Origin of the sequence: Flavobacterium sp. SH_e, assembly GCF_025717045.1 — a bacterium.
Classification (GTDB): domain Bacteria; phylum Bacteroidota; class Bacteroidia; order Flavobacteriales; family Flavobacteriaceae; genus Flavobacterium.
Genome location: NZ_JAOVZN010000006.1, coordinates 473,002 through 490,937, shown reverse-complemented (window position 1 = coordinate 490,937; position 17,936 = coordinate 473,002). Strand labels below are relative to the sequence as shown.

20 protein-coding genes are annotated in these 17,936 nt (G+C 34.0%); 18 read left to right on the top strand and 2 right to left on the bottom strand.

Annotated features, from left to right (window positions below; all coding sequences use genetic code 11):
• Position 1: 1 nt before the first annotated feature.
• From odhB to OD917_RS12990, 5 genes are all read left to right on the top strand, one after another.
• The gene (gene odhB, locus OD917_RS13010; protein WP_263523911.1) at positions 2 to 1,246 is read left to right on the top strand and encodes a 2-oxoglutarate dehydrogenase complex dihydrolipoyllysine-residue succinyltransferase; all 1,245 of its coding nucleotides are present in this window, start codon (positions 2 to 4) and stop codon (positions 1,244 to 1,246) included.
• A 205-nt stretch (positions 1,247 to 1,451) separates the two neighbouring features.
• On the top strand, positions 1,452 to 1,784 hold the full coding sequence (locus tag OD917_RS13005; protein ID WP_263523910.1) for a hypothetical protein: 333 nt from the start codon (positions 1,452 to 1,454) through the stop codon (positions 1,782 to 1,784).
• A 21-nt stretch (positions 1,785 to 1,805) separates the two neighbouring features.
• Positions 1,806 to 2,105, top strand: coding sequence for a hypothetical protein (locus OD917_RS13000; protein WP_263523909.1), 300 nt, complete (start codon positions 1,806 to 1,808; stop codon positions 2,103 to 2,105).
• A gap of 5 nt (positions 2,106 to 2,110) precedes the next feature.
• Entirely contained in the window at positions 2,111 to 3,664 is a 1,554-nt protein-coding gene (locus tag OD917_RS12995; protein ID WP_263523908.1) for a PepSY-associated TM helix domain-containing protein, read from the top strand.
• Between the two features lie 187 nt (positions 3,665 to 3,851).
• Positions 3,852 to 4,964: a PepSY-associated TM helix domain-containing protein gene (locus OD917_RS12990; RefSeq protein WP_263523907.1), complete on the top strand. Its 1,113-nt coding sequence runs from the start codon at positions 3,852 to 3,854 to the stop codon at positions 4,962 to 4,964.
• Positions 4,965 to 5,016: 52 nt separating this feature from the next.
• On the opposite strand, the gene OD917_RS12985 is transcribed toward OD917_RS12990, so the two are convergent.
• Entirely contained in the window at positions 5,017 to 5,364 is a 348-nt protein-coding gene (locus tag OD917_RS12985; RefSeq protein ID WP_263523906.1) for a toxin-antitoxin system YwqK family antitoxin, read from the bottom strand.
• A gap of 210 nt (positions 5,365 to 5,574) precedes the next feature.
• The gene (locus OD917_RS12980; protein ID WP_263523905.1) at positions 5,575 to 6,570 is read right to left on the bottom strand and encodes a TlpA family protein disulfide reductase; all 996 of its coding nucleotides are present in this window, start codon (positions 6,568 to 6,570) and stop codon (positions 5,575 to 5,577) included.
• A gap of 157 nt (positions 6,571 to 6,727) precedes the next feature.
• Between OD917_RS12980 and aspS the strand changes: the two genes are divergently transcribed.
• The 13 genes from aspS to nuoK all read left to right on the top strand — a co-directional run bounded on the left by aspS (position 6,728) and on the right by nuoK (position 17,933).
• Positions 6,728 to 8,479: an aspartate--tRNA ligase gene (gene aspS, locus OD917_RS12975; protein WP_263523904.1), complete on the top strand. Its 1,752-nt coding sequence runs from the start codon at positions 6,728 to 6,730 to the stop codon at positions 8,477 to 8,479.
• 311 nt (positions 8,480 to 8,790) lie between these two features.
• Positions 8,791 to 8,985, top strand: a complete 195-nt coding sequence (locus OD917_RS12970) for a cold-shock protein (RefSeq protein ID WP_007137066.1) — start codon at positions 8,791 to 8,793, stop codon at positions 8,983 to 8,985.
• 242 nt (positions 8,986 to 9,227) lie between these two features.
• On the top strand, positions 9,228 to 9,593 hold the full coding sequence (locus OD917_RS12965; RefSeq protein WP_095929654.1) for an NADH-quinone oxidoreductase subunit A: 366 nt from the start codon (positions 9,228 to 9,230) through the stop codon (positions 9,591 to 9,593).
• Positions 9,594 to 9,749: 156 nt separating this feature from the next.
• Positions 9,750 to 10,298 carry an NADH-quinone oxidoreductase subunit B gene (locus tag OD917_RS12960; RefSeq protein WP_095929653.1) on the top strand — a complete coding sequence of 183 codons (549 nt, stop codon included), beginning with the start codon at positions 9,750 to 9,752 and terminating at the stop codon, positions 10,296 to 10,298.
• A 1-nt stretch (position 10,299) separates the two neighbouring features.
• Positions 10,300 to 10,821 (top strand): NADH-quinone oxidoreductase subunit C, encoded by a 522-nt coding sequence (locus OD917_RS12955; protein WP_263523903.1) that lies wholly within the window; start codon positions 10,300 to 10,302, stop codon positions 10,819 to 10,821.
• 21 nt (positions 10,822 to 10,842) lie between these two features.
• Positions 10,843 to 12,081, top strand: a complete 1,239-nt coding sequence (locus OD917_RS12950; protein WP_095929651.1) for an NADH-quinone oxidoreductase subunit D — start codon at positions 10,843 to 10,845, stop codon at positions 12,079 to 12,081.
• Between the two features lie 196 nt (positions 12,082 to 12,277).
• Positions 12,278 to 12,808 carry a complex I 24 kDa subunit family protein gene (locus OD917_RS12945; protein ID WP_057115709.1) on the top strand — a complete coding sequence of 177 codons (531 nt, stop codon included), beginning with the start codon at positions 12,278 to 12,280 and terminating at the stop codon, positions 12,806 to 12,808.
• A 1-nt stretch (position 12,809) separates the two neighbouring features.
• Entirely contained in the window at positions 12,810 to 14,180 is a 1,371-nt protein-coding gene (nuoF, locus tag OD917_RS12940) for an NADH-quinone oxidoreductase subunit NuoF (protein WP_179003261.1), read from the top strand.
• Positions 14,181 to 14,351: 171 nt separating this feature from the next.
• On the top strand, positions 14,352 to 15,380 hold the full coding sequence (locus tag OD917_RS12935; protein WP_091490522.1) for a 2Fe-2S iron-sulfur cluster-binding protein: 1,029 nt from the start codon (positions 14,352 to 14,354) through the stop codon (positions 15,378 to 15,380).
• A gap of 6 nt (positions 15,381 to 15,386) precedes the next feature.
• Positions 15,387 to 16,439, top strand: a complete 1,053-nt coding sequence (gene nuoH, locus OD917_RS12930; RefSeq protein ID WP_263523902.1) for an NADH-quinone oxidoreductase subunit NuoH — start codon at positions 15,387 to 15,389, stop codon at positions 16,437 to 16,439.
• A gap of 88 nt (positions 16,440 to 16,527) precedes the next feature.
• The gene (locus OD917_RS12925) at positions 16,528 to 17,073 is read left to right on the top strand and encodes a NuoI/complex I 23 kDa subunit family protein (RefSeq protein WP_263523901.1); all 546 of its coding nucleotides are present in this window, start codon (positions 16,528 to 16,530) and stop codon (positions 17,071 to 17,073) included.
• On the top strand, positions 17,074 to 17,613 hold the full coding sequence (locus OD917_RS12920) for an NADH-quinone oxidoreductase subunit J (RefSeq protein WP_263523900.1): 540 nt from the start codon (positions 17,074 to 17,076) through the stop codon (positions 17,611 to 17,613).
• Complete coding sequence (gene nuoK, locus OD917_RS12915; protein ID WP_008466103.1) at positions 17,613 to 17,933, top strand: NADH-quinone oxidoreductase subunit NuoK; 321 nt, start codon at positions 17,613 to 17,615, stop codon at positions 17,931 to 17,933. The genes OD917_RS12920 and nuoK overlap by 1 nt, the downstream gene beginning before the upstream one ends.
• Positions 17,934 to 17,936: the final 3 nt, after the last annotated feature.

Below are 17,936 nucleotides of genomic sequence, written 5' to 3'. Positions count from 1 at the left end.
GATGATTTTAGAAATGAAAGTCCCATCACCAGGGGAATCAATAAAAGAAGTTGAAATTGCAACTTGGTTAGTAAAAGACGGAGATTATGTAGAGAAAGATCAGGCTATTGCTGAAGTTGATTCAGATAAAGCTACTCTTGAATTACCTGCTGAAATGAGCGGTGTAATTACACTAAAAGCTGAAGAAGGTGATACAGTTGCAGTAGGTGCTGTAGTTTGTTTAATTGATACAGATGCTGCTAAACCAGCAGGAAGCGCACCGGCAGCTCCAGCGGCTGAAGCTCCAAAAGCAGAGGCTCCTAAGGCAGAGGTAAAAGCTGAAGCTCCAAAAGCAGAGCCAGTTCAAGCTCCAGCAGCTACAAGTTATGCAGCAGGAACTCCATCTCCAGCAGCAAGAAAAATATTAGACGAAAAAAATATTGCTCCAGCTTCTGTAACAGGAACTGGTAAAGGTGGAAGAATCACTAAAGACGATGCTGTAAATGCAGTGCCTTCTATGGGAACTCCAACTGGTGGAAGCCGTGGAACTGAGCGTACAAAATTATCTATGTTACGTCGTAAAGTAGCAGAAAGATTAGTTTCAGCTAAAAATGAAACTGCTATGCTTACTACTTTCAACGAAGTAAACATGACTCCAATCAACCAAATTCGTAATGAATACAAAGATGCTTTCAAGGCAAAACATGGTGGTTTAGGTTTAGGATTCATGTCATTCTTTACAAAAGCTGTAACAAGAGCATTACAATTATATCCAGATGTTAACTCTATGATGGATGGTGATTACAAAATCGCTTACGATTTTGCTGATATCTCTATCGCAGTTTCTGGACCAAAAGGTTTAATGGTTCCCGTTGTTCGTAATGCTGAATTACTAACTTTCCGTGGAATTGAGGCTGAAATCAAAAGATTAGCTTTAAGAGCTCGTGATGGTCAAATTACAGTTGACGATATGACTGGAGGAACTTTTACAATCACAAATGGTGGAGTTTTCGGAAGTATGTTATCTACTCCAATCATCAACCCTCCTCAATCAGGAATCTTAGGAATGCACAACATCATCGAGCGTCCAATTGCTGTAAACGGAAAAGTTGAAATTCACCCAATGATGTATGTGGCTCTTTCTTACGATCACAGAATCATTGACGGACGTGAGTCTGTTGGTTTCTTAGTTGCTGTAAAAGAAGCTTTAGAAAATCCAGTAGAATTATTAATGAATGGCGATGCTAAACGTGCTTTAGAATTGTAATCATTATAATTTTCAATTATATATTAAACCTGTTCATTTATTTGAACAGGTTTTTTTATTTAAAATCTATGCTTTAACACAACTTCAAACTTATATTTAAGAAATTAATTTAGAATAAATAAGAATAACTTGCATTGTTTCATTTGATAACTTAGATTTGCACAATCAAAAAACATTTTTAAACTTCTCTAATCTATAAAAGAACATGATAACAATTGCTAGTCTTGTCGTTTTTTTAGCTTTTTACACTCTTTACTATACCTCAAAAAGAGCTGTTTTATCATATGATTTAGGTTTTGAAAAATGGATGCAGAAAAATCCCAAACAAACCAAAATTATTGGATTGGGTCTTTTATTATCTGCTTATATAATGTGGCTCTTTACACAATCATTGGGTTGTGGTACTTTGATGTTTTTTATACAGCTAATGACAATTGGAAGTTTAATCATCATTCTTACTCCATTAAAAAAAGTAAACAGTAAAGCCCTTCTAGCGTTGCTTATATTCATAGCATTATTGGAATTTTATTATAATTAACACCACTTTTCAAATTATTATATGCCAGCAAATTCAAAATATTTAAATCCTGCTTTTTGGCCACGTTTTTCTAAAATTACAGCTGCAATTTTAGGAGGATACTTTGTTTCTGTTACTTTTCATTTGGCTTTAGCTTCTTGGTTTAGTCGCGCAGATGTACTTATAACAATGGCTTTCAGCGGTTTTATTCTTTGGGTCGCTCTAATGGTAATCGCATTTTTAGCCAAAAGTGGCTGGAAAATTTGGGGAATTTACATTCTCCTAACTTTACTCTTTTGTCTTTTTATCTATCTAGGTCAAACCTATAACACGGCGAAATAACTTCTATGAACAACCGTCATTATAATATCTATTTTCATACACATACTGTCAGCGGTATTGTTATCAGTGTAGTTCTTTTTGTAATTTTCTTTGCTGGATCTTTTTCTTTTTTTAGAGATGAAATTATCAATTGGGAAAGAAATGAATCTGCAGCAATCACAAGAGAAATTCAATTAAACTATGATAAAGCGCTGAAACATCTTGATCAGAAATATGTTTTGCACGGTAGAAACATTACTATTTCTAAACCTTCGACAGAAGAAAGAGTTGGCGTTTATATGGAAGGAACTAAAGATACTTTGGCTCCAGCTAAACAAAAAGAAGGACAGTTTTTCTATTTAAACCCTAAAAACTTCAAATCTTTTACTTATGAAGAATCATACTCTTTGGGCGAACTTTTATATCGTCTGCACTTTCTAGCGCAAATTCCATACCCTTACGGATATTATTTAGCTGGTTTTACAGCTTTATTTTTCTTGTTTGCAATTGTAACAGGAGTTTTGCTTCATTGGAATAAAATTGTGTCTAACTTTTATATGTTCCGTCCGAAAGAAAAACTAAAAACACTTTGGACAGATGCACATACAGCATTAGGGATGATTGGTTTGCCTTTTCAATTTGTTTACGCAGTTACAGGTGCTTTCTTCATGATTAAACTTGTTATTGTTGCGCCAGCCGTAATGGCTTTATACAATGGAGATGAAAATAAATTATATAAAGAACTAGAATATACTGATCCAGATTATAAATTTGAAAACAAAAAGCTGGCAAATCCGTTTAATATTGACGAGCTGGTTGCAAAAACTAAAAAAAACTGGTCTGATTTTGAAATCACTCGAGTTTTCATTCAAAATTATGGCGATGCAAATATGCACGTTTTGGTTGAAGGTGAACTTTTAAGCCACAAAAAATTTACTGGAATTGGAAAAATTGTTTACCGAATTGCCGACGGAAAAATAATTGCCAAAAAAGATCCAATTTCTCAAACTAGCTATTTAGATGTTGTAAAAAATGTTCTCTACAGAATCCACTTTGGTGATTACGGCGGATATGCTTTAAAAATCGTAAGCTTCCTTTTAGGAATTATAACTTGTTTTGTAATTATTTCTGGAGTTATGATTTGGCTAGTTGCCAGACAGAAAAACAATATGCCAGAAAAGAAAAGACGTTTCAACGCCGCTGTTGTTCGTATATATTTGGCTATTTGCTTGAGCATGTATCCGATTACGGCGCTGGCTTTTATTGGAAGTAAAATCTTCTATCCTTTAAGTCAATCTAATTTATTTGTACTTTATTTTGGCGGATGGTTAATACTTACGGTCTTCTTTATTCTTAAAAAGAATGATTCGTTTACAAACAAATTCTGCTTGATTTCTGGAAGTATATTAGGTTTCTTGATTCCGATTACAAACGGAATTGTTTCAGGCAATTGGTTTTGGACTTCTTTTATGCAAAACAGAATTCAGATTTTCTTTATTGATGTTTTCTGGATTTTCTTGGCTTCAATATCTTTATATGTTGCTTATCATTTAAAACCTAAAAAAGCGGTTGCTAGTTAAGTTTTTTTTCCACGAAGGGACTATTTTTTAATCTCGCAAAGTCGCAAAGTTTTATTTTAAATAGTTCTTTGTGACTTGGCGACTTGGCGAGATTAATTCTTTTTAAGAACATGCTTTCAAACAAAATAGTTTAGAATTATTTGTGCCATATAGATTTTGAGCATATTTTTACGCTTTTAATCAAAAAATGGGATTCAAAACGAAAATACGTTTTCTGCATAAATGGCTCGGATTAATTTCTGGGCTTATTGTTTTTATTATAAGTATTACTGGCTGTATTTTCTGTTTTCATGACGAAATAAAAGACATTACAAGAAAAGAATGGCGTTTGGTTGAACCTCAAAATATACCCTTTCTTTTACCTTCTGTTTTAGAAGAAAAAGCAAAAGAAATTGTCCCTAAGAATAAAGTGAGTATGATTTCTTATTATGGAAAAAACCGCTCTGCAATTGCTTATACTTATTCTGATACCGAAAATCAATATTTATATTTTAATCCGTACACGGGTAAATATTTAAAAACCGAAAATCCTAAAACCGATTTTTTCATTATTATTGAATACATTCATTTGTATTTGCTTCTTCCCGATTATATTGGAAAACATATTATTGGTGGCGCAACGATTATTTTTATTCTTTTATTAATTTCTGGAATTATACAATGGTGGCCAAAAAAGAGAAACGATTTAAAAAGAAGTTTAACGATAAAATGGTCTGCAAAATGGCGTCGTCTCAACTACGATTGGCATAATACTACAGGGTTTTACATTTCTCTCATCGCGTTAATTTTAGCCATAACTGGACTTACTTTCACTTACGAATGGGTTGACGACGGAATTTACAAGTCATTCAATTTTGGAGGAGACAAAACTTTAGAAACCAAACTTCCTGTAATTGATACTACACAACTCAAAACCAATTCAACAAAAGCAATTGATCGCGCTTTTATCCAAACTACAAAATTACAACCCAATGCCGAAATGCTTTTTGTTCTTATTCCGCAGCAAAAAGGAGATATTATAAGCACTGGCGCATATCCTCATACGCTCCGTTACGATCATCAAAGCAATTATTATTTTCATCCAAAAGATGGAAAGCTAATACAGAAACAGCCTTTTGAAAATAAAAGCCTAGGTCTGAAAGTTGTAGAAATGAACTACGGAATTCACACAGGACAAATTCTAGATTTGCCTGGAAAAATCATCGCTTTCATTGTCAGTCTATTTGCAGCAGCTCTTCCTGTAACAGGATTTATAATTTGGTACGGAAGAAATCATAAAAACAAAAAATCCAAAGCATAAAAAAACCGCCCCAAAAGAGCGGTTTAAATAATTATCTAGAAATTGTAATTAATTAATTTCTGTTAGCTACAGCGTTTTTTTGCATATTCTTAACTGAACTTACTTTACTGTCAACATAGGCTACTTCAGTAAGATTTTTTTCATTGAAAAACATCCATTTTCCAGTTTTTAAACCTTCTGTATATTCGCCTTCTACAGTTTTATTTCCTCTTTCATCATAAGATACCCAAACACCGTCTAATTTTCCATCCTTAAAGAAGCCTTCCTGCTGTATTCTTCCGTTGTCATAATAATAAGTGGCTTTTACTTTATTTCCAACAACTTCCAATTCAGGTTTACCTTCCTGTGCTGTTAAAATTCCTGAGAATAACACAGCCGCTAAAATCACACACTTTTTCATATCTTTAGGTATTAAATGTTATCAAATCGTTATCAAATGTAATCAATAATTTACATTAAAAAAACTTTTACTTAACAATTTGGTAACATTGAATAAAAACTTAACATTGGAAAAGTATCTAAAACAAAAAAACCAGCGCTGAAGCACTGGTTTTGCTGGTATTTTTAAAAAAATGTGTTTTTACGATAACGTTATAATTTTATAAACTTTTTAGTTCAATAATGAATTAAGTTGCTTATCTAGTTCAGGATCAGATGGTCTTGGCGCATCCGATTTTACAACATTCCCTTTTGGATCAATCAAAATAAATCTCGGAATACCTGTTACGCCATAATTAACAACAAATTCAGATTCCCAATCTTTATCAGCAAAAAGCTGTGTTCCTCCAAGTTGTTTATCTGTTACAAATTTTTTCCACTTTTCATTATCTTTTAGCTTATCTATAGAAATACTCACAAATTCGATGTTTTTTCCGTGATATTTCTCTTCAATTTTTTGCAAATAAGGAATTTCAGCTCTACAAGGCGCGCACCAAGTTGCCCAAAGATCAATGTAAACATATTTACCTTTTAAATCAGAAAGCTTTGTTTTTCCTCCTTTATAATTTTCATAGTCAAAATCTGGAGACGCTTTTCCAACCATTTTATTTGCTTTTGCAGCTCTTTCGTATTCTTCGGCTGCATATTGATGAAAGCTTTCAAAACTACTTTTCAAGGCAGTTTTAAATTCAGGAGCAAAATCTCCTTTTTCAAGACTTTCTGTATCTGCTTTTAATTTACCATCAAGTAAAGCAGTGAATTCGGCCGATTCTTTTGCAAAAGCATCTTTCTGAAAATTTTCATCTTTTAAAGCTTGCTGTGCTAAAAAGTTACTTTCGTTTACTCCTTTACCTTTATATACAATCGTTTCATCAAATTCTTTGGCATTCATTGTCAAATTGATTTCAGAATTTGGTTTTAAATATAAATTAGAAGATTCTGTTCCGTCAGAAAACATATAAAAACCTTGTGGCGCTTCAAAAGTTGCTGCAAAAACTTCCTTTTTATCAATTGGAATAACTTGTCTGAAATTATTTTTTCCTTTAATCACTAAAGTATCGCTATTTCTGTTGGCGATTTTAGCACTGAATTTAATTGAATTCTTGCCTTGACCAATAACATTCAAAGCATTAAAAATTACTAAACCTGCAACAAGAAGTTTCTTCATGGGTATTAAAATTAGTTTTTTAGAGAATCAAAACTAAAAAATTAATGCTTCGAAATTTCACAATTAACAATTTATTTGAAATTATTCTGAATCAACTTATCACTTTACTATATTATCTTGAATTTTGTATTTACTTTTGCAGTCTAAAATTTTGATTATGTATAGAAGTCATAATTGTGGCGAATTAAACGCTTCAAATATTAATACCGAAGTTACACTTGCGGGCTGGGTTCAAAAATCACGTGATAAAGGATTTATGAATTGGGTCGATCTACGCGATCGTTATGGAATTACACAACTTATTTTCGACGAAAGTCGTACAGATAAAACGGTTTTTGAATTAGCTAAAACTCTTGGAAGAGAATTCGTAATTCAGGTAAAAGGAACTGTTATTGAGCGTGAAGCTAAAAACAAAAACATTCCAACTGGTGAAATTGAAATTTTAGTTTCAGAATTGACGATTTTAAATTCTGCTTTAACTCCTCCTTTTACAATTGAAGATGAAACTGACGGTGGAGAAGATATCAGAATGAAGTATCGTTACTTGGATATCAGAAGAAATCCAGTAAAAAACAGTTTGTTATTCCGTCACAAAGTGGCAATGGAAGTTCGTAAATATCTTTCTGATTTAGATTTCTGCGAAGTTGAAACACCTTATCTAATCAAATCAACTCCAGAAGGAGCAAGAGATTTCGTTGTACCAAGCCGTATGAACGAAGGACAATTTTATGCTTTACCGCAATCTCCACAAACTTTCAAACAACTTTTGATGGTTGGGGGAATGGACAAATATTTCCAAATTGTGAAATGTTTCCGTGACGAAGATTTACGTGCAGACCGTCAGCCTGAGTTTACACAAATTGACTGCGAAATGGCATTTGTGGAACAAGAAGATATTTTGAATGTTTTCGAAGGATTGACAAGACATTTATTAAAAGAAATTAAAGGTATTGAAGTAGATAAATTCCCAAGAATTACTTACGACTATGCCATGAAAACATACGGAAACGATAAACCGGACATTCGTTTTGGAATGAAGTTTGGAGAATTAAATGAATTTGCACAACACAAAGAATTCCCTGTTTTCAATTCAGCTGAATTAGTTGTCGGAATCGCTGTTCCAGGAGCCGGAAATTACACTCGTAAAGAAATCGACGGATTAATTGACTGGGTAAAACGTCCACAAGTTGGAGCATCTGGAATGGTTTACGTAAAATGCAACGAAGACGGAACATATAAATCATCTGTAGATAAATTCTACGATAATGATGATCTAGCAAACTGGGCAAAAGCAACAGAAGCAAATCCTGGAGATATGATTTTTGTACTTTCTGGTCCTGCAAACAAAACAAGAGCCCAGCTTTCTGCTTTACGAATGGAATTGGCAACCCGTTTGGGATTGCGTAATCCTGAAGAATTTGCACCATTATGGGTTGTTGATTTCCCATTATTAGAGTTAGACGAAGAAAGCGGACGTTACCATGCAATGCACCACCCATTTACTTCTCCAAAACCAGAAGATATGGCTTTGCTAGAAACAGAACCTGGAAAAGTTCGTGCAAACGCTTATGATATGGTTTTAAATGGAAACGAAATTGGAGGTGGATCTATTCGTATTCACGATAAAGCAACTCAACAATTAATGTTCAAATATTTAGGATTTACAGAAGAAGAAGCAAAAGCACAATTCGGATTCTTAATGGATGCTTTCCAATTTGGAGCACCACCCCACGGAGGTTTGGCTTTCGGTTTAGACCGTTTGGTGGCTATTTTAGGTGGTCAGGAAACAATTAGAGATTTTATTGCTTTCCCTAAAAACAATTCTGGACGTGATGTAATGATTGATGCTCCTGCTGCAATTGACGATGCACAATTAAAAGAATTACGCATTAAAGTAGATATTGCTTAATTTGAAGTAATTTTTCTAATAAAAAAATATAAAAGCCGTTGAAAATTCAACGGCTTTTATATTTTAACAAAATGTTAGGAAAAATCTTAAATGCGTATTTTTTTAAATTATCAAATTCCTACAATTCAATTATTTTTGTATTCCTACAATTAATGATTCTCAAATTATGGTATTTTATAAACAAATTGATGCAATAAACCACGTAAAAACACTGTAAATCAATAATTTTTACAAAAAATTAACACGTACATGTCTTTTGTATGAATTTATATGTTACATTTGTTTCATTATAAATTATTATTACAATTACAATGCGTACAGGTACAGTAAAATTTTTCAATGAATCTAAAGGTTATGGATTCATTACAGACGAAGAAACAGGAAAGGACATCTTCGTTCACGCTTCAGGAATTAACGCGGAAGAATTACGCGAAGGTGACCGTGTAAGCTATGAAGAAGAAGAAGGAAGAAAAGGGAAAGTTGCTGCTAAAGTAGCAGTAATCTAAGAAAAATATAGCAATTTATTTTTTTTGCCTCTGAATGGTCTAAGAAGACGTCCCGAAGTATCGGGACGTTTTTTTTTACTAAAATCTTAAAAAAATATTAAAATAACACCGTGTTATTTATAATGAATAAAAATTACGCATAAACGTGGTTTTGCACCTCACTTAAATCCTTTTTTAGCTTGTGTTTTACAGAGTTCCAAGTTATCTTTGTGGCTCATTTTTTAAGTATAAAATCGAAGTTTATGCAATCTGATCAATACAGTTACATTCCTATTTTAATGCAGTTTATTTTAGCTGTTGGTTTTGTGGTAGGAACAATCATTATTTCTGGAAAATTAGGCCCTAGAAGAACCTCTGAAGTTAAAGATAAAAACTTCGAGTGTGGTATCGAATCTGTTGGTAATGCCCGTATTCCTTTTTCTGTAAAATATTTCTTGGTAGCCATTTTGTTCGTATTGTTCGACGTAGAGGTAATTTTCCTTTACCCTTGGGCAGTAAACTTCAAAGACTTAGGAATTGAGGGAATGTTAAAAATGTTAGTTTTCATGTCTTTGCTTTTAGTTGGTTTCTTTTACATCATCAAAAAGAAAGCATTAGAGTGGGAATAATTTAGAGATTTTAGATTTTAGATTTCTGATTTTAGATTTAGCCCATTTAGAATTAAAATTTAAGATTTAATCCTCAAAAAAAACTGATTTAAAAAATTGACTTTATTTTTTATGATTTCTAAAATCTAAAATCTAAAATCAGAAATCTAAAATAAAATGAGCGATTCAAAAGTAAATATGGTTGCGCCGCCAGAAGGAGTTACTGGTGAAGGTTTCTTCGCTACAAAACTTAGTGATGTTGTTGGTTTAGCAAGAGCTAACTCATTATGGCCGCTTCCTTTCGCGACTTCATGCTGTGGTATCGAATTCATGGCAACAATGGCATCTCACTATGACTTAGCTCGATTTGGTTCTGAGCGTGTGAGTTTCTCGCCTAGACAAGCCGATATGTTATTAGTAATGGGAACTATTTCTAAAAAAATGGCTCCAATTTTAAGACAAGTATACGAGCAAATGGCTGAGCCTCGCTGGGTAATTGCTGTTGGAGCATGTGCTTCTTCAGGAGGAGTATTTGACACTTATTCTGTTCTTCAAGGAATTGACAAAGTAATTCCAGTTGACGTTTATGTACCAGGATGCCCGCCAAGACCAGAACAAATTGTTGACGGAGTTATGAGATTACAAGACTTAGTTAAAAGCGAATCTGTGAGACGAAGAAGCTCTCCAGAATACCAAGAATTATTAGCTTCATATAATATCTCATAAGATGGCCTTAGAAAATACCCAAATTCAAGACAAACTTGTAGAAACATTCAGTAACGATGTTTTTAACTTTCAACAAGAAAGAGATATTTTTTCTTTAGAAGCTTCTGCTGATAAAATTACAGCATTGATTCTATTCCTAAAAAACGATCCAGAATTAAAATTTCATTTCCTAACTGACTTATGTGGAATTCATTATCCAGATAACGAAACAGAACGTCAGTTTGCAGTTGTTTACCATTTACACAACTGGTACGAAAACAAAAGATTAAAAATCAAAGTTTTCTTAAATGGTGAAAAACCAGAAATCAAAACGATTTCAAATATTTTCTTGTCTTCAAACTGGATGGAAAGAGAAACTTTCGATTTCTATGGGATTGACTTTAAAGGACATCCTCAGTTGAAACGTATTTTAAATATGGACGAAATGGTGTCTCATCCGATGCGAAAAGAATTCCCAATGGAAGACAGCGGAAGAACCGACAAAGACGATAGATTCTTTGGAAGAACAACAACAAATTGCTAAAAAATAATTCAACATTATAAAATGTCAGAACTATTATTACCACCAGAGCATCGCTATGCTAAAATAATTAAGGAGAGACTAAACGAAGACGGAAGCGAACTTTCTGTACTAAATTTAGGTCCGACTCACCCTGCTACACACGGTATTTTCCAAAATATTTTGTTGATGGATGGTGAAAAAATTCTTGAGGCTGAGCCAACTATTGGTTACATCCACAGAGCATTCGAAAAAATTGCCGAAAATCGTCCTTTTTATCAAATTACACCTCTTACAGACCGTATGAACTATTGTTCCTCTCCTATTAATAATATGGGATGGTGGATGACGGTAGAAAAACTATTAGGTATTGAAGTTCCAAAAAGAGCGCAGTATTTAAGAGTTATCGTTATGGAGCTGGCTCGTATTACAGACCACATTATCTGTAACGGGATTTTGGGTGTAGATACTGGTGCGTATACTGGTTTCTTATACGTATTTCAATTTAGAGAAAAAATCTACGAAATCTACGAAGAAATTTGTGGAGCTCGTTTGACTACAAATATGGGAAGAATTGGTGGTTTTGAAAGAGACTGGTCTCCAGAAGTCTTCAAAAAACTAGACAAATTCCTAGAAGAATTCCCACCAGTTTGGCAAGAATTCCAAAACTTATTCGAGAGAAATAGAATTTTCCTTGATAGAACTGTAAACGTAGGTGGTATCACTGCTGAAAAAGCAATGGCTTACGGTTTTACAGGTCCAAATTTACGTGCTGCTGGAGTTGATTATGACGTTCGTGTAGCACAACCTTATTCATCATACGAAGATTTCGATTTTATTGTACCTGTTGGAAAATCAGGAGATACTTACGATCGTTTCTGTGTTCGTAATGCTGAAGTTTGGGAAAGTTTAAGCATTATCCGTCAGGCTTTAGAAAAAATGCCTCCAGGAAATGAATATCACGCTGAAGTTCCAGATTACTACCTTCCTCCAAAAGAAGATGTTTACACTTCTATGGAATCTTTAATTTATCATTTTAAGATCGTAATGGGAGAAGTTCCTGTACCAGTTGCAGAAATCTATCACCCAGTAGAAGGAGGAAATGGAGAACTTGGTTTTTATTTAGTAACAGACGGAAGTAGAACTCCATATAGATTACATTTCAGAAGACCATGCTTTATTTATTATCAAGCATTCCCAGAAATGATTAAAGGTGCCATGCTTTCTGATGCAATTATCATTCTTTCAAGTTTGAACGTAATTGCAGGAGAATTAGACGCCTAACAGATTATAGATTTTAGATTATAGATTTTAGATTGCTGAATGAGGATGCAGATTTTAGAATTTAGATTTAAAATTATAATTACGAATTGAAAAATTCAGATTGAAGAATCTAAAACTTAAACAATGATTGAAGAATCATAGATTATAGATAAAGATTGAAAAATCTAAAATCTAAAATCAGAAATCTAAAATTAAAATGGAACGTAAACATTACAAACAAGAAATAAATATGACCGAGGCATTGATGAACCGCATCAATGAATTAATCAGTCATTATCCTGAGGGCAAACAAAAATCGGCTTTATTGCCTGTTTTGCACGAAGTTCAGGATGCACATAACAACTGGCTTAGTATTGAATTGCAAGATAAAGTTGCTGAGATTCTTCAAATCAAACCAATCGAGGTTTATGAAGTAGTTACTTTTTATACGATGTTCAACCAAAAGCCAATTGGTAAGTATATGTTTGAGTTCTGCCAAACTTCTTGTTGTTGCTTACGTGGTGCCGAAGATTTGATGGATTATACTTCTGAAAAATTAGGCATTAAAATGGGTGAAACAACTCCAGACGGAATGTTTACCATTGCTGGCGTAGAATGTTTAGGTGCTTGCGGATACGCTCCGATGATGCAATTGGGAGATTTCTACAAAGAGAAATTGACAGAAGAGAAAATCGATCAGATTATTGCTGATTGTAGAGATGATAAAATAATATTACACGATAAATAAGATGTCACAAAAAATATTATTAGATAAAATCAATATTCCTGGAATTAAAACCTACGAAGTTTATCGCCAAAATGGTGGTTATGCTTCTGTAGAAAAAGCTTTAAAAACACTTACTCCAGACGAAGTTACTGAAGAAGTAAAAAAATCAGGATTACGTGGTCGTGGTGGTGCAGGTTTCCCTGCTGGAATGAAATGGAGTTTTATTGACAAAAAATCAGGAAGACCAAGACACTTAGTTTGTAACGCTGACGAATCTGAGCCAGGAACATTCAAAGATAGATTTTTGATGGAATATATTCCTCACTTATTGATCGAAGGAATGATTACTTCTAGCTACGCTTTAGGCGCTAACCTATCTTATATCTACATCCGTGGAGAATATATGTGGGTTTTCAAAATCTTAGAAAGAGCAATCGCCGAAGCAAAAGCTGCCGGATGGTTAGGAAAAAATATATTAGGAACAGGTTATGATCTTGAACTTCACGTACACTGTGGAGCTGGAGCTTATATCTGTGGAGAAGAAACAGCATTAATCGAATCATTGGAAGGTAAAAGAGGAAATCCTCGTATCAAACCACCTTTCCCAGCGGTTTCTGGTCTTTGGGCAAATCCAACTGTAGTTAACAATGTTGAAACAATTGCGACTGTGCCTTGGATTGTAAACAATTCTGGTGATGATTATGCTAAAATTGGAATTGGACGTTCTACTGGAACTAAATTAATTTCTGCTTCAGGACACATTAAAAATCCTGGTGTTTACGAAATTGAATTAGGTTTAAGTGTAGACGAATTCATGAATTCTGATGAATATTTAGGAGGAATGTCTTCAAGCCGTCCATTAAAGGCATTTGTACCAGGAGGTTCTTCTGTGCCAATTTTACCAGCTGAATTGATTTTCAAAACAGCAAATGGCGAAGACCGTTTAATGACTTACGAATCTTTAAGTGATGGTGGTTTTGCTACTGGATCTATGTTAGGTTCTGGAGGATTTATTGTTTACAACGATACTGCTTGTGTCGTAAGAAACACTTGGAACTTTGCTCGTTTCTACCACCACGAATCTTGCGGACAATGTACTCCTTGCCGTGAAGGAACTGGATGGTTAGAAAAAATCTTATGGAGAATTGAAAACGGTCAAGGCCGTGAAGAAGATATTGAATTATTGTGGAGCATTCAAAGTAAAATTGAGGGTAACACAATCTGTCCACTTGGTGACGCCGCTTCTTGGCCAGTAGCTGCAGCAATTCGTCACTTTAGAGATGAATTCGAATATCACGTTCGTTTCCCTGAAAAAATTAAAAATAGAGATCACTTTGTTGCTGAACCTTTTTCACAAGTGAAGCATTTAGTAGGCGGTAAAGTAATCGTATAAAAATAAAAAGAAGAAAGTTATAAAGTTCATAATGTTAAAAAGGACAGCAATTCTTTTCAATATTCCGACTTTCAACAAAAAAGTTTAAAATAGTTTCAAGTTTCAAGTTTTTTTAGTTTCAAGTGAAAACCTGAAACGTGAAACCTGAAACTAAAAAAACAAAATATAGAGATGAAAGTAACCATAGACGGTCAAAGTATAGACGTAGAGCCAGGAACAACAATCCTGCAGGCTGCACGTATGATTGGTGGAGATTTGGTGCCGCCAGCCATGTGCTATTACTCAAAATTAAAAGGCAGCGGCGGAAAATGTCGTTGTTGTTTAGTTGAAGTTTCTAAAGGTAGTGAAGCTGATCCAAGACCAATGCCAAAATTAATGGCATCTTGCGTAACAGGATGTATGGACGGAATGGAAGTAAACAGTAAATCTTCTGCCAGAGTTACCGAAGCGCGTAAATCTGTAACAGAATTTTTATTAATTAACCACCCATTAGACTGTCCAATTTGTGATCAGGCGGGAGAATGTGATCTTCAAAATTTAAGTTTTGAGCACGGAAACCCAAAATCACGCTATATTGAAGAGAAAAGAACATTTGAACCAGAAGATATCGGTCCAAATATTCAACTTCACATGAACCGTTGTATTTTATGCCAAAGATGTGTACAAGTTGCAGATCAATTGACAGACAACAGAGTTCACGGAGTATTAGATCGTGGTGATCACGCTAATATTTCAACTGGAATTTCTAAAGCTATCGACAATGAATTCTCTGGAAACATGATAGACGTTTGTCCAGTTGGAGCTTTAACAGATAAAACTTTCCGTTTTAAATCAAGGGTTTGGTTTAATAAACCTTATAACGCACACAGAGAATGTACAACTCCAGGATGTTGCGGTAAAACTACAGTTTGGATGTTTGGTGGAGAAATTCAGCGTGTAACTGGTCGTAAAGACGAATACCATGAAGTAGAAGAATTCATCTGCAACAGCTGTCGTTTTGATCATAAAGATGTGAATGACTGGGTTATTGAAGGACCAAGAGAATTTGAAAAAGATTCTGTAATCAACCAAAATAACTACACTCAAAAATTAGAGAAAGTTACAATCGATACAGAAAAGAATATCCTTTTAGGTAGAGATATTGACCGTAAAAAGATTAGTATGGCTGCAATTCCATTAACTGATAAAGATCAAAAATAGTAAGAAATGGAAAGTGCATTTATTATAGAAAAAAGTGTTGTTATTGTTGTCGTTTTTGCGGTAACAATGATCATGGCGATGTATTCTACTTGGGCAGAACGTAAAGTTGCTGCTTTCTTGCAGGATCGTGTTGGACCAAACCGTGCTGGATGGGGAGGTTTATTACAACCACTTGCAGATGGTATGAAATTATTCTCCAAAGAAGAGTTTTTCCCAAACACACCAAATAGATTTTTATTCGTAGTTGGACCTGCAATTGCAATGAGTACTGCTTTAATGACTAGTGCTGTAATTCCGTGGGGAGATCGTTTACACCTTTTTGGACGAGACATTATTCTTCAGGCTACAGATGTAAACATTGCTTTATTATACATTTTCGGCGTTCTTTCTGTTGGAGTTTACGGTATCATGATTGGTGGATGGGCTTCTAACAACAAATTCTCTTTAATGGGAGCTATTCGTGCAGCTTCTCAAATGGTTTCTTACGAGGTTGCAATGGGATTATCAATAATCGCTTTATTGATGATGACTGGAACAATGAGTTTAAAAGAAATCTCATTACAGCAACAAGGAATGAACTGGAATGTTTTCTATCAGCCGTTATCGTTCTTAATTTTCTTAATCTGTTCATTTGCAGAAACAAACAGAACTCCTTTCGATTTAGCAGAATGTGAAAACGAATTAATTGGAGGTTACCATACAGAATATTCATCTATGAAAATGGGATTCTATTTATTTGCTGAATATGCAAGTATGTTTATCTCTTCTACTATTATTTCTGTTTTATTCTTTGGAGGTTACAACTATCCAGGAATGCAATGGATGGTAGAAAATGTAGGTGTAAATACAGCTAACTTATTAGGAATTGGAGCATTATTTATAAAAATATGTTTCTTCATTTTCTTCTATATGTGGGTACGTTGGACAATTCCAAGATTTAGATATGACCAATTAATGCACTTAGGCTGGAGAATTTTAATTCCGCTTTCGATCGTTAATATCATGCTTACAGGTATTGTAATATTAAGACACGAAATTGCAGCAGCTTTAGGATTCTAAGAACCACAAAAAGCTTCAAATAAAAAAACAAAATAGATTTTGAATTTGATTGATTTCAAATTGTAAATCATAAACTATAATAGTAAAAATGTCAATAGAAACTATATCATTATCGGGTAGAAAAAAGGTGGTGTCAAATAAGGACATGTCTTTTGTTGAACGATTGTATCTTGTGGCGATTGTAAAAGGTCTGATTATTACAGTAAAACACCTTTTTAGAAAAAAAGTTACCATTCATTACCCTGAGCAAGTTCGTGAAATGAGTCCAGTTTACCGTGGCCAGCACATGTTGAAACGCGATGAGCAAGGCCGTGAAAACTGTACTGCTTGCGGATTGTGTGCATTATCATGCCCTGCTGAAGCGATCACTATGAAAGCTGCAGAACGTAAGCCTGATGAAAAACACTTATATAGAGAAGAGAAATATGCAGAAATCTACGAAATCAATATGCTTCGTTGTATTTTCTGTGGTTTATGTGAAGAAGCTTGTCCAAAAGACGCTATTTACTTAACAGAATCTAAAGTATTGGTTCCTGCTAATTACAATAGAGAAGATTTCATTTTCGGGAAAGATAAATTAGTAATGCCTTTAGAAATGGCTTTGAAAAACGCTCAACTTAAAAACGCTAACTAAATGATACATATTCCTGATTTTGCACACGCAACAACTGTTCAAGTTATCTTTTGCTTTTTAGCGTTTATTACCGTTATTACTGCTTTCTTGACTATTTTCAGCAGAAACCCGATTCATAGTGCCATCTACTTGGTAATTTGTTTCTTTTCAATCGCTGGTCATTATTTACTATTAAATTCTCAGTTCTTAGCTGTTGTACATATAATAGTCTACTCTGGAGCTATTATGATTCTGTTCCTGTTTACCATCATGTTGATGAACCTAAACGAACAGCGAGAAGTTCACCGTCCTAGAATTACACGTTTAGGCGCTATTGTGTCTTTCTGTTTAATATTGATTGTTTTAATTGCAATCTTTATTAATTCGAAACCAATTGTTGGTGAATACGATTCTACTGGAGAAGATTTCCAATCAATTAAAGTTTTAGGTAAAATCTTATTGGACGAGTATATGGTTCCTTTTGAATTTGCTTCAATCTTACTTTTGGTTGCTATGATTGGAACAGTTCTATTGTCTAAAAAAGAAAAATTAAATAAATAATGGGTAATATATTAAATCAAATAGGTATTGAAAACTACATCTTTTTGAGTGTTGTACTTTTCTGTATTGGTATTTTTGGTGTATTGTACAGACGAAATGCTATTATCGTTTTCATGTCTATCGAAATTATGTTGAATGCGGTAAACCTTTTATTTGTTGCTTTTTCAACTTATCATCAAGATGCACAAGGACAAGTTTTTGTGTTCTTCTCGATGGCGGTTGCTGCAGCCGAAGTTGCGGTAGGATTGGCCATTTTAGTTTCTATCTTTAGAAATATCGGATCAATCAGTATCGATAATTTAAAAAATTTAAAAGGATAATCA

What these genes read in the sequence shown, in the direction of transcription:
- odhB (WP_263523911.1), top strand. Translation starts at nt 2, where the DNA reads ATGATTTTAGAAATGAAAGTCCCATCACCAGGGGAATCAATAAAAGAA.
- OD917_RS13005 (WP_263523910.1), top strand. Translation starts at nt 1,452, where the DNA reads ATGATAACAATTGCTAGTCTTGTCGTTTTTTTAGCTTTTTACACTCTT.
- OD917_RS13000 (WP_263523909.1), top strand. Translation starts at nt 1,806, where the DNA reads ATGCCAGCAAATTCAAAATATTTAAATCCTGCTTTTTGGCCACGTTTT.
- OD917_RS12995 (WP_263523908.1), top strand. Translation starts at nt 2,111, where the DNA reads ATGAACAACCGTCATTATAATATCTATTTTCATACACATACTGTCAGC.
- OD917_RS12990 (WP_263523907.1), top strand. Translation starts at nt 3,852, where the DNA reads ATGGGATTCAAAACGAAAATACGTTTTCTGCATAAATGGCTCGGATTA.
- OD917_RS12985 (WP_263523906.1), bottom strand. Translation starts at nt 5,364, where the DNA reads ATGAAAAAGTGTGTGATTTTAGCGGCTGTGTTATTCTCAGGAATTTTA.
- OD917_RS12980 (WP_263523905.1), bottom strand. Translation starts at nt 6,570, where the DNA reads ATGAAGAAACTTCTTGTTGCAGGTTTAGTAATTTTTAATGCTTTGAAT.
- aspS (WP_263523904.1), top strand. Translation starts at nt 6,728, where the DNA reads ATGTATAGAAGTCATAATTGTGGCGAATTAAACGCTTCAAATATTAAT.
- OD917_RS12970 (WP_007137066.1), top strand. Translation starts at nt 8,791, where the DNA reads ATGCGTACAGGTACAGTAAAATTTTTCAATGAATCTAAAGGTTATGGA.
- OD917_RS12965 (WP_095929654.1), top strand. Translation starts at nt 9,228, where the DNA reads ATGCAATCTGATCAATACAGTTACATTCCTATTTTAATGCAGTTTATT.
- OD917_RS12960 (WP_095929653.1), top strand. Translation starts at nt 9,750, where the DNA reads ATGAGCGATTCAAAAGTAAATATGGTTGCGCCGCCAGAAGGAGTTACT.
- OD917_RS12955 (WP_263523903.1), top strand. Translation starts at nt 10,300, where the DNA reads ATGGCCTTAGAAAATACCCAAATTCAAGACAAACTTGTAGAAACATTC.
- OD917_RS12950 (WP_095929651.1), top strand. Translation starts at nt 10,843, where the DNA reads ATGTCAGAACTATTATTACCACCAGAGCATCGCTATGCTAAAATAATT.
- OD917_RS12945 (WP_057115709.1), top strand. Translation starts at nt 12,278, where the DNA reads ATGGAACGTAAACATTACAAACAAGAAATAAATATGACCGAGGCATTG.
- nuoF (WP_179003261.1), top strand. Translation starts at nt 12,810, where the DNA reads ATGTCACAAAAAATATTATTAGATAAAATCAATATTCCTGGAATTAAA.
- OD917_RS12935 (WP_091490522.1), top strand. Translation starts at nt 14,352, where the DNA reads ATGAAAGTAACCATAGACGGTCAAAGTATAGACGTAGAGCCAGGAACA.
- nuoH (WP_263523902.1), top strand. Translation starts at nt 15,387, where the DNA reads ATGGAAAGTGCATTTATTATAGAAAAAAGTGTTGTTATTGTTGTCGTT.
- OD917_RS12925 (WP_263523901.1), top strand. Translation starts at nt 16,528, where the DNA reads ATGTCAATAGAAACTATATCATTATCGGGTAGAAAAAAGGTGGTGTCA.
- OD917_RS12920 (WP_263523900.1), top strand. Translation starts at nt 17,074, where the DNA reads ATGATACATATTCCTGATTTTGCACACGCAACAACTGTTCAAGTTATC.
- nuoK (WP_008466103.1), top strand. Translation starts at nt 17,613, where the DNA reads ATGGGTAATATATTAAATCAAATAGGTATTGAAAACTACATCTTTTTG.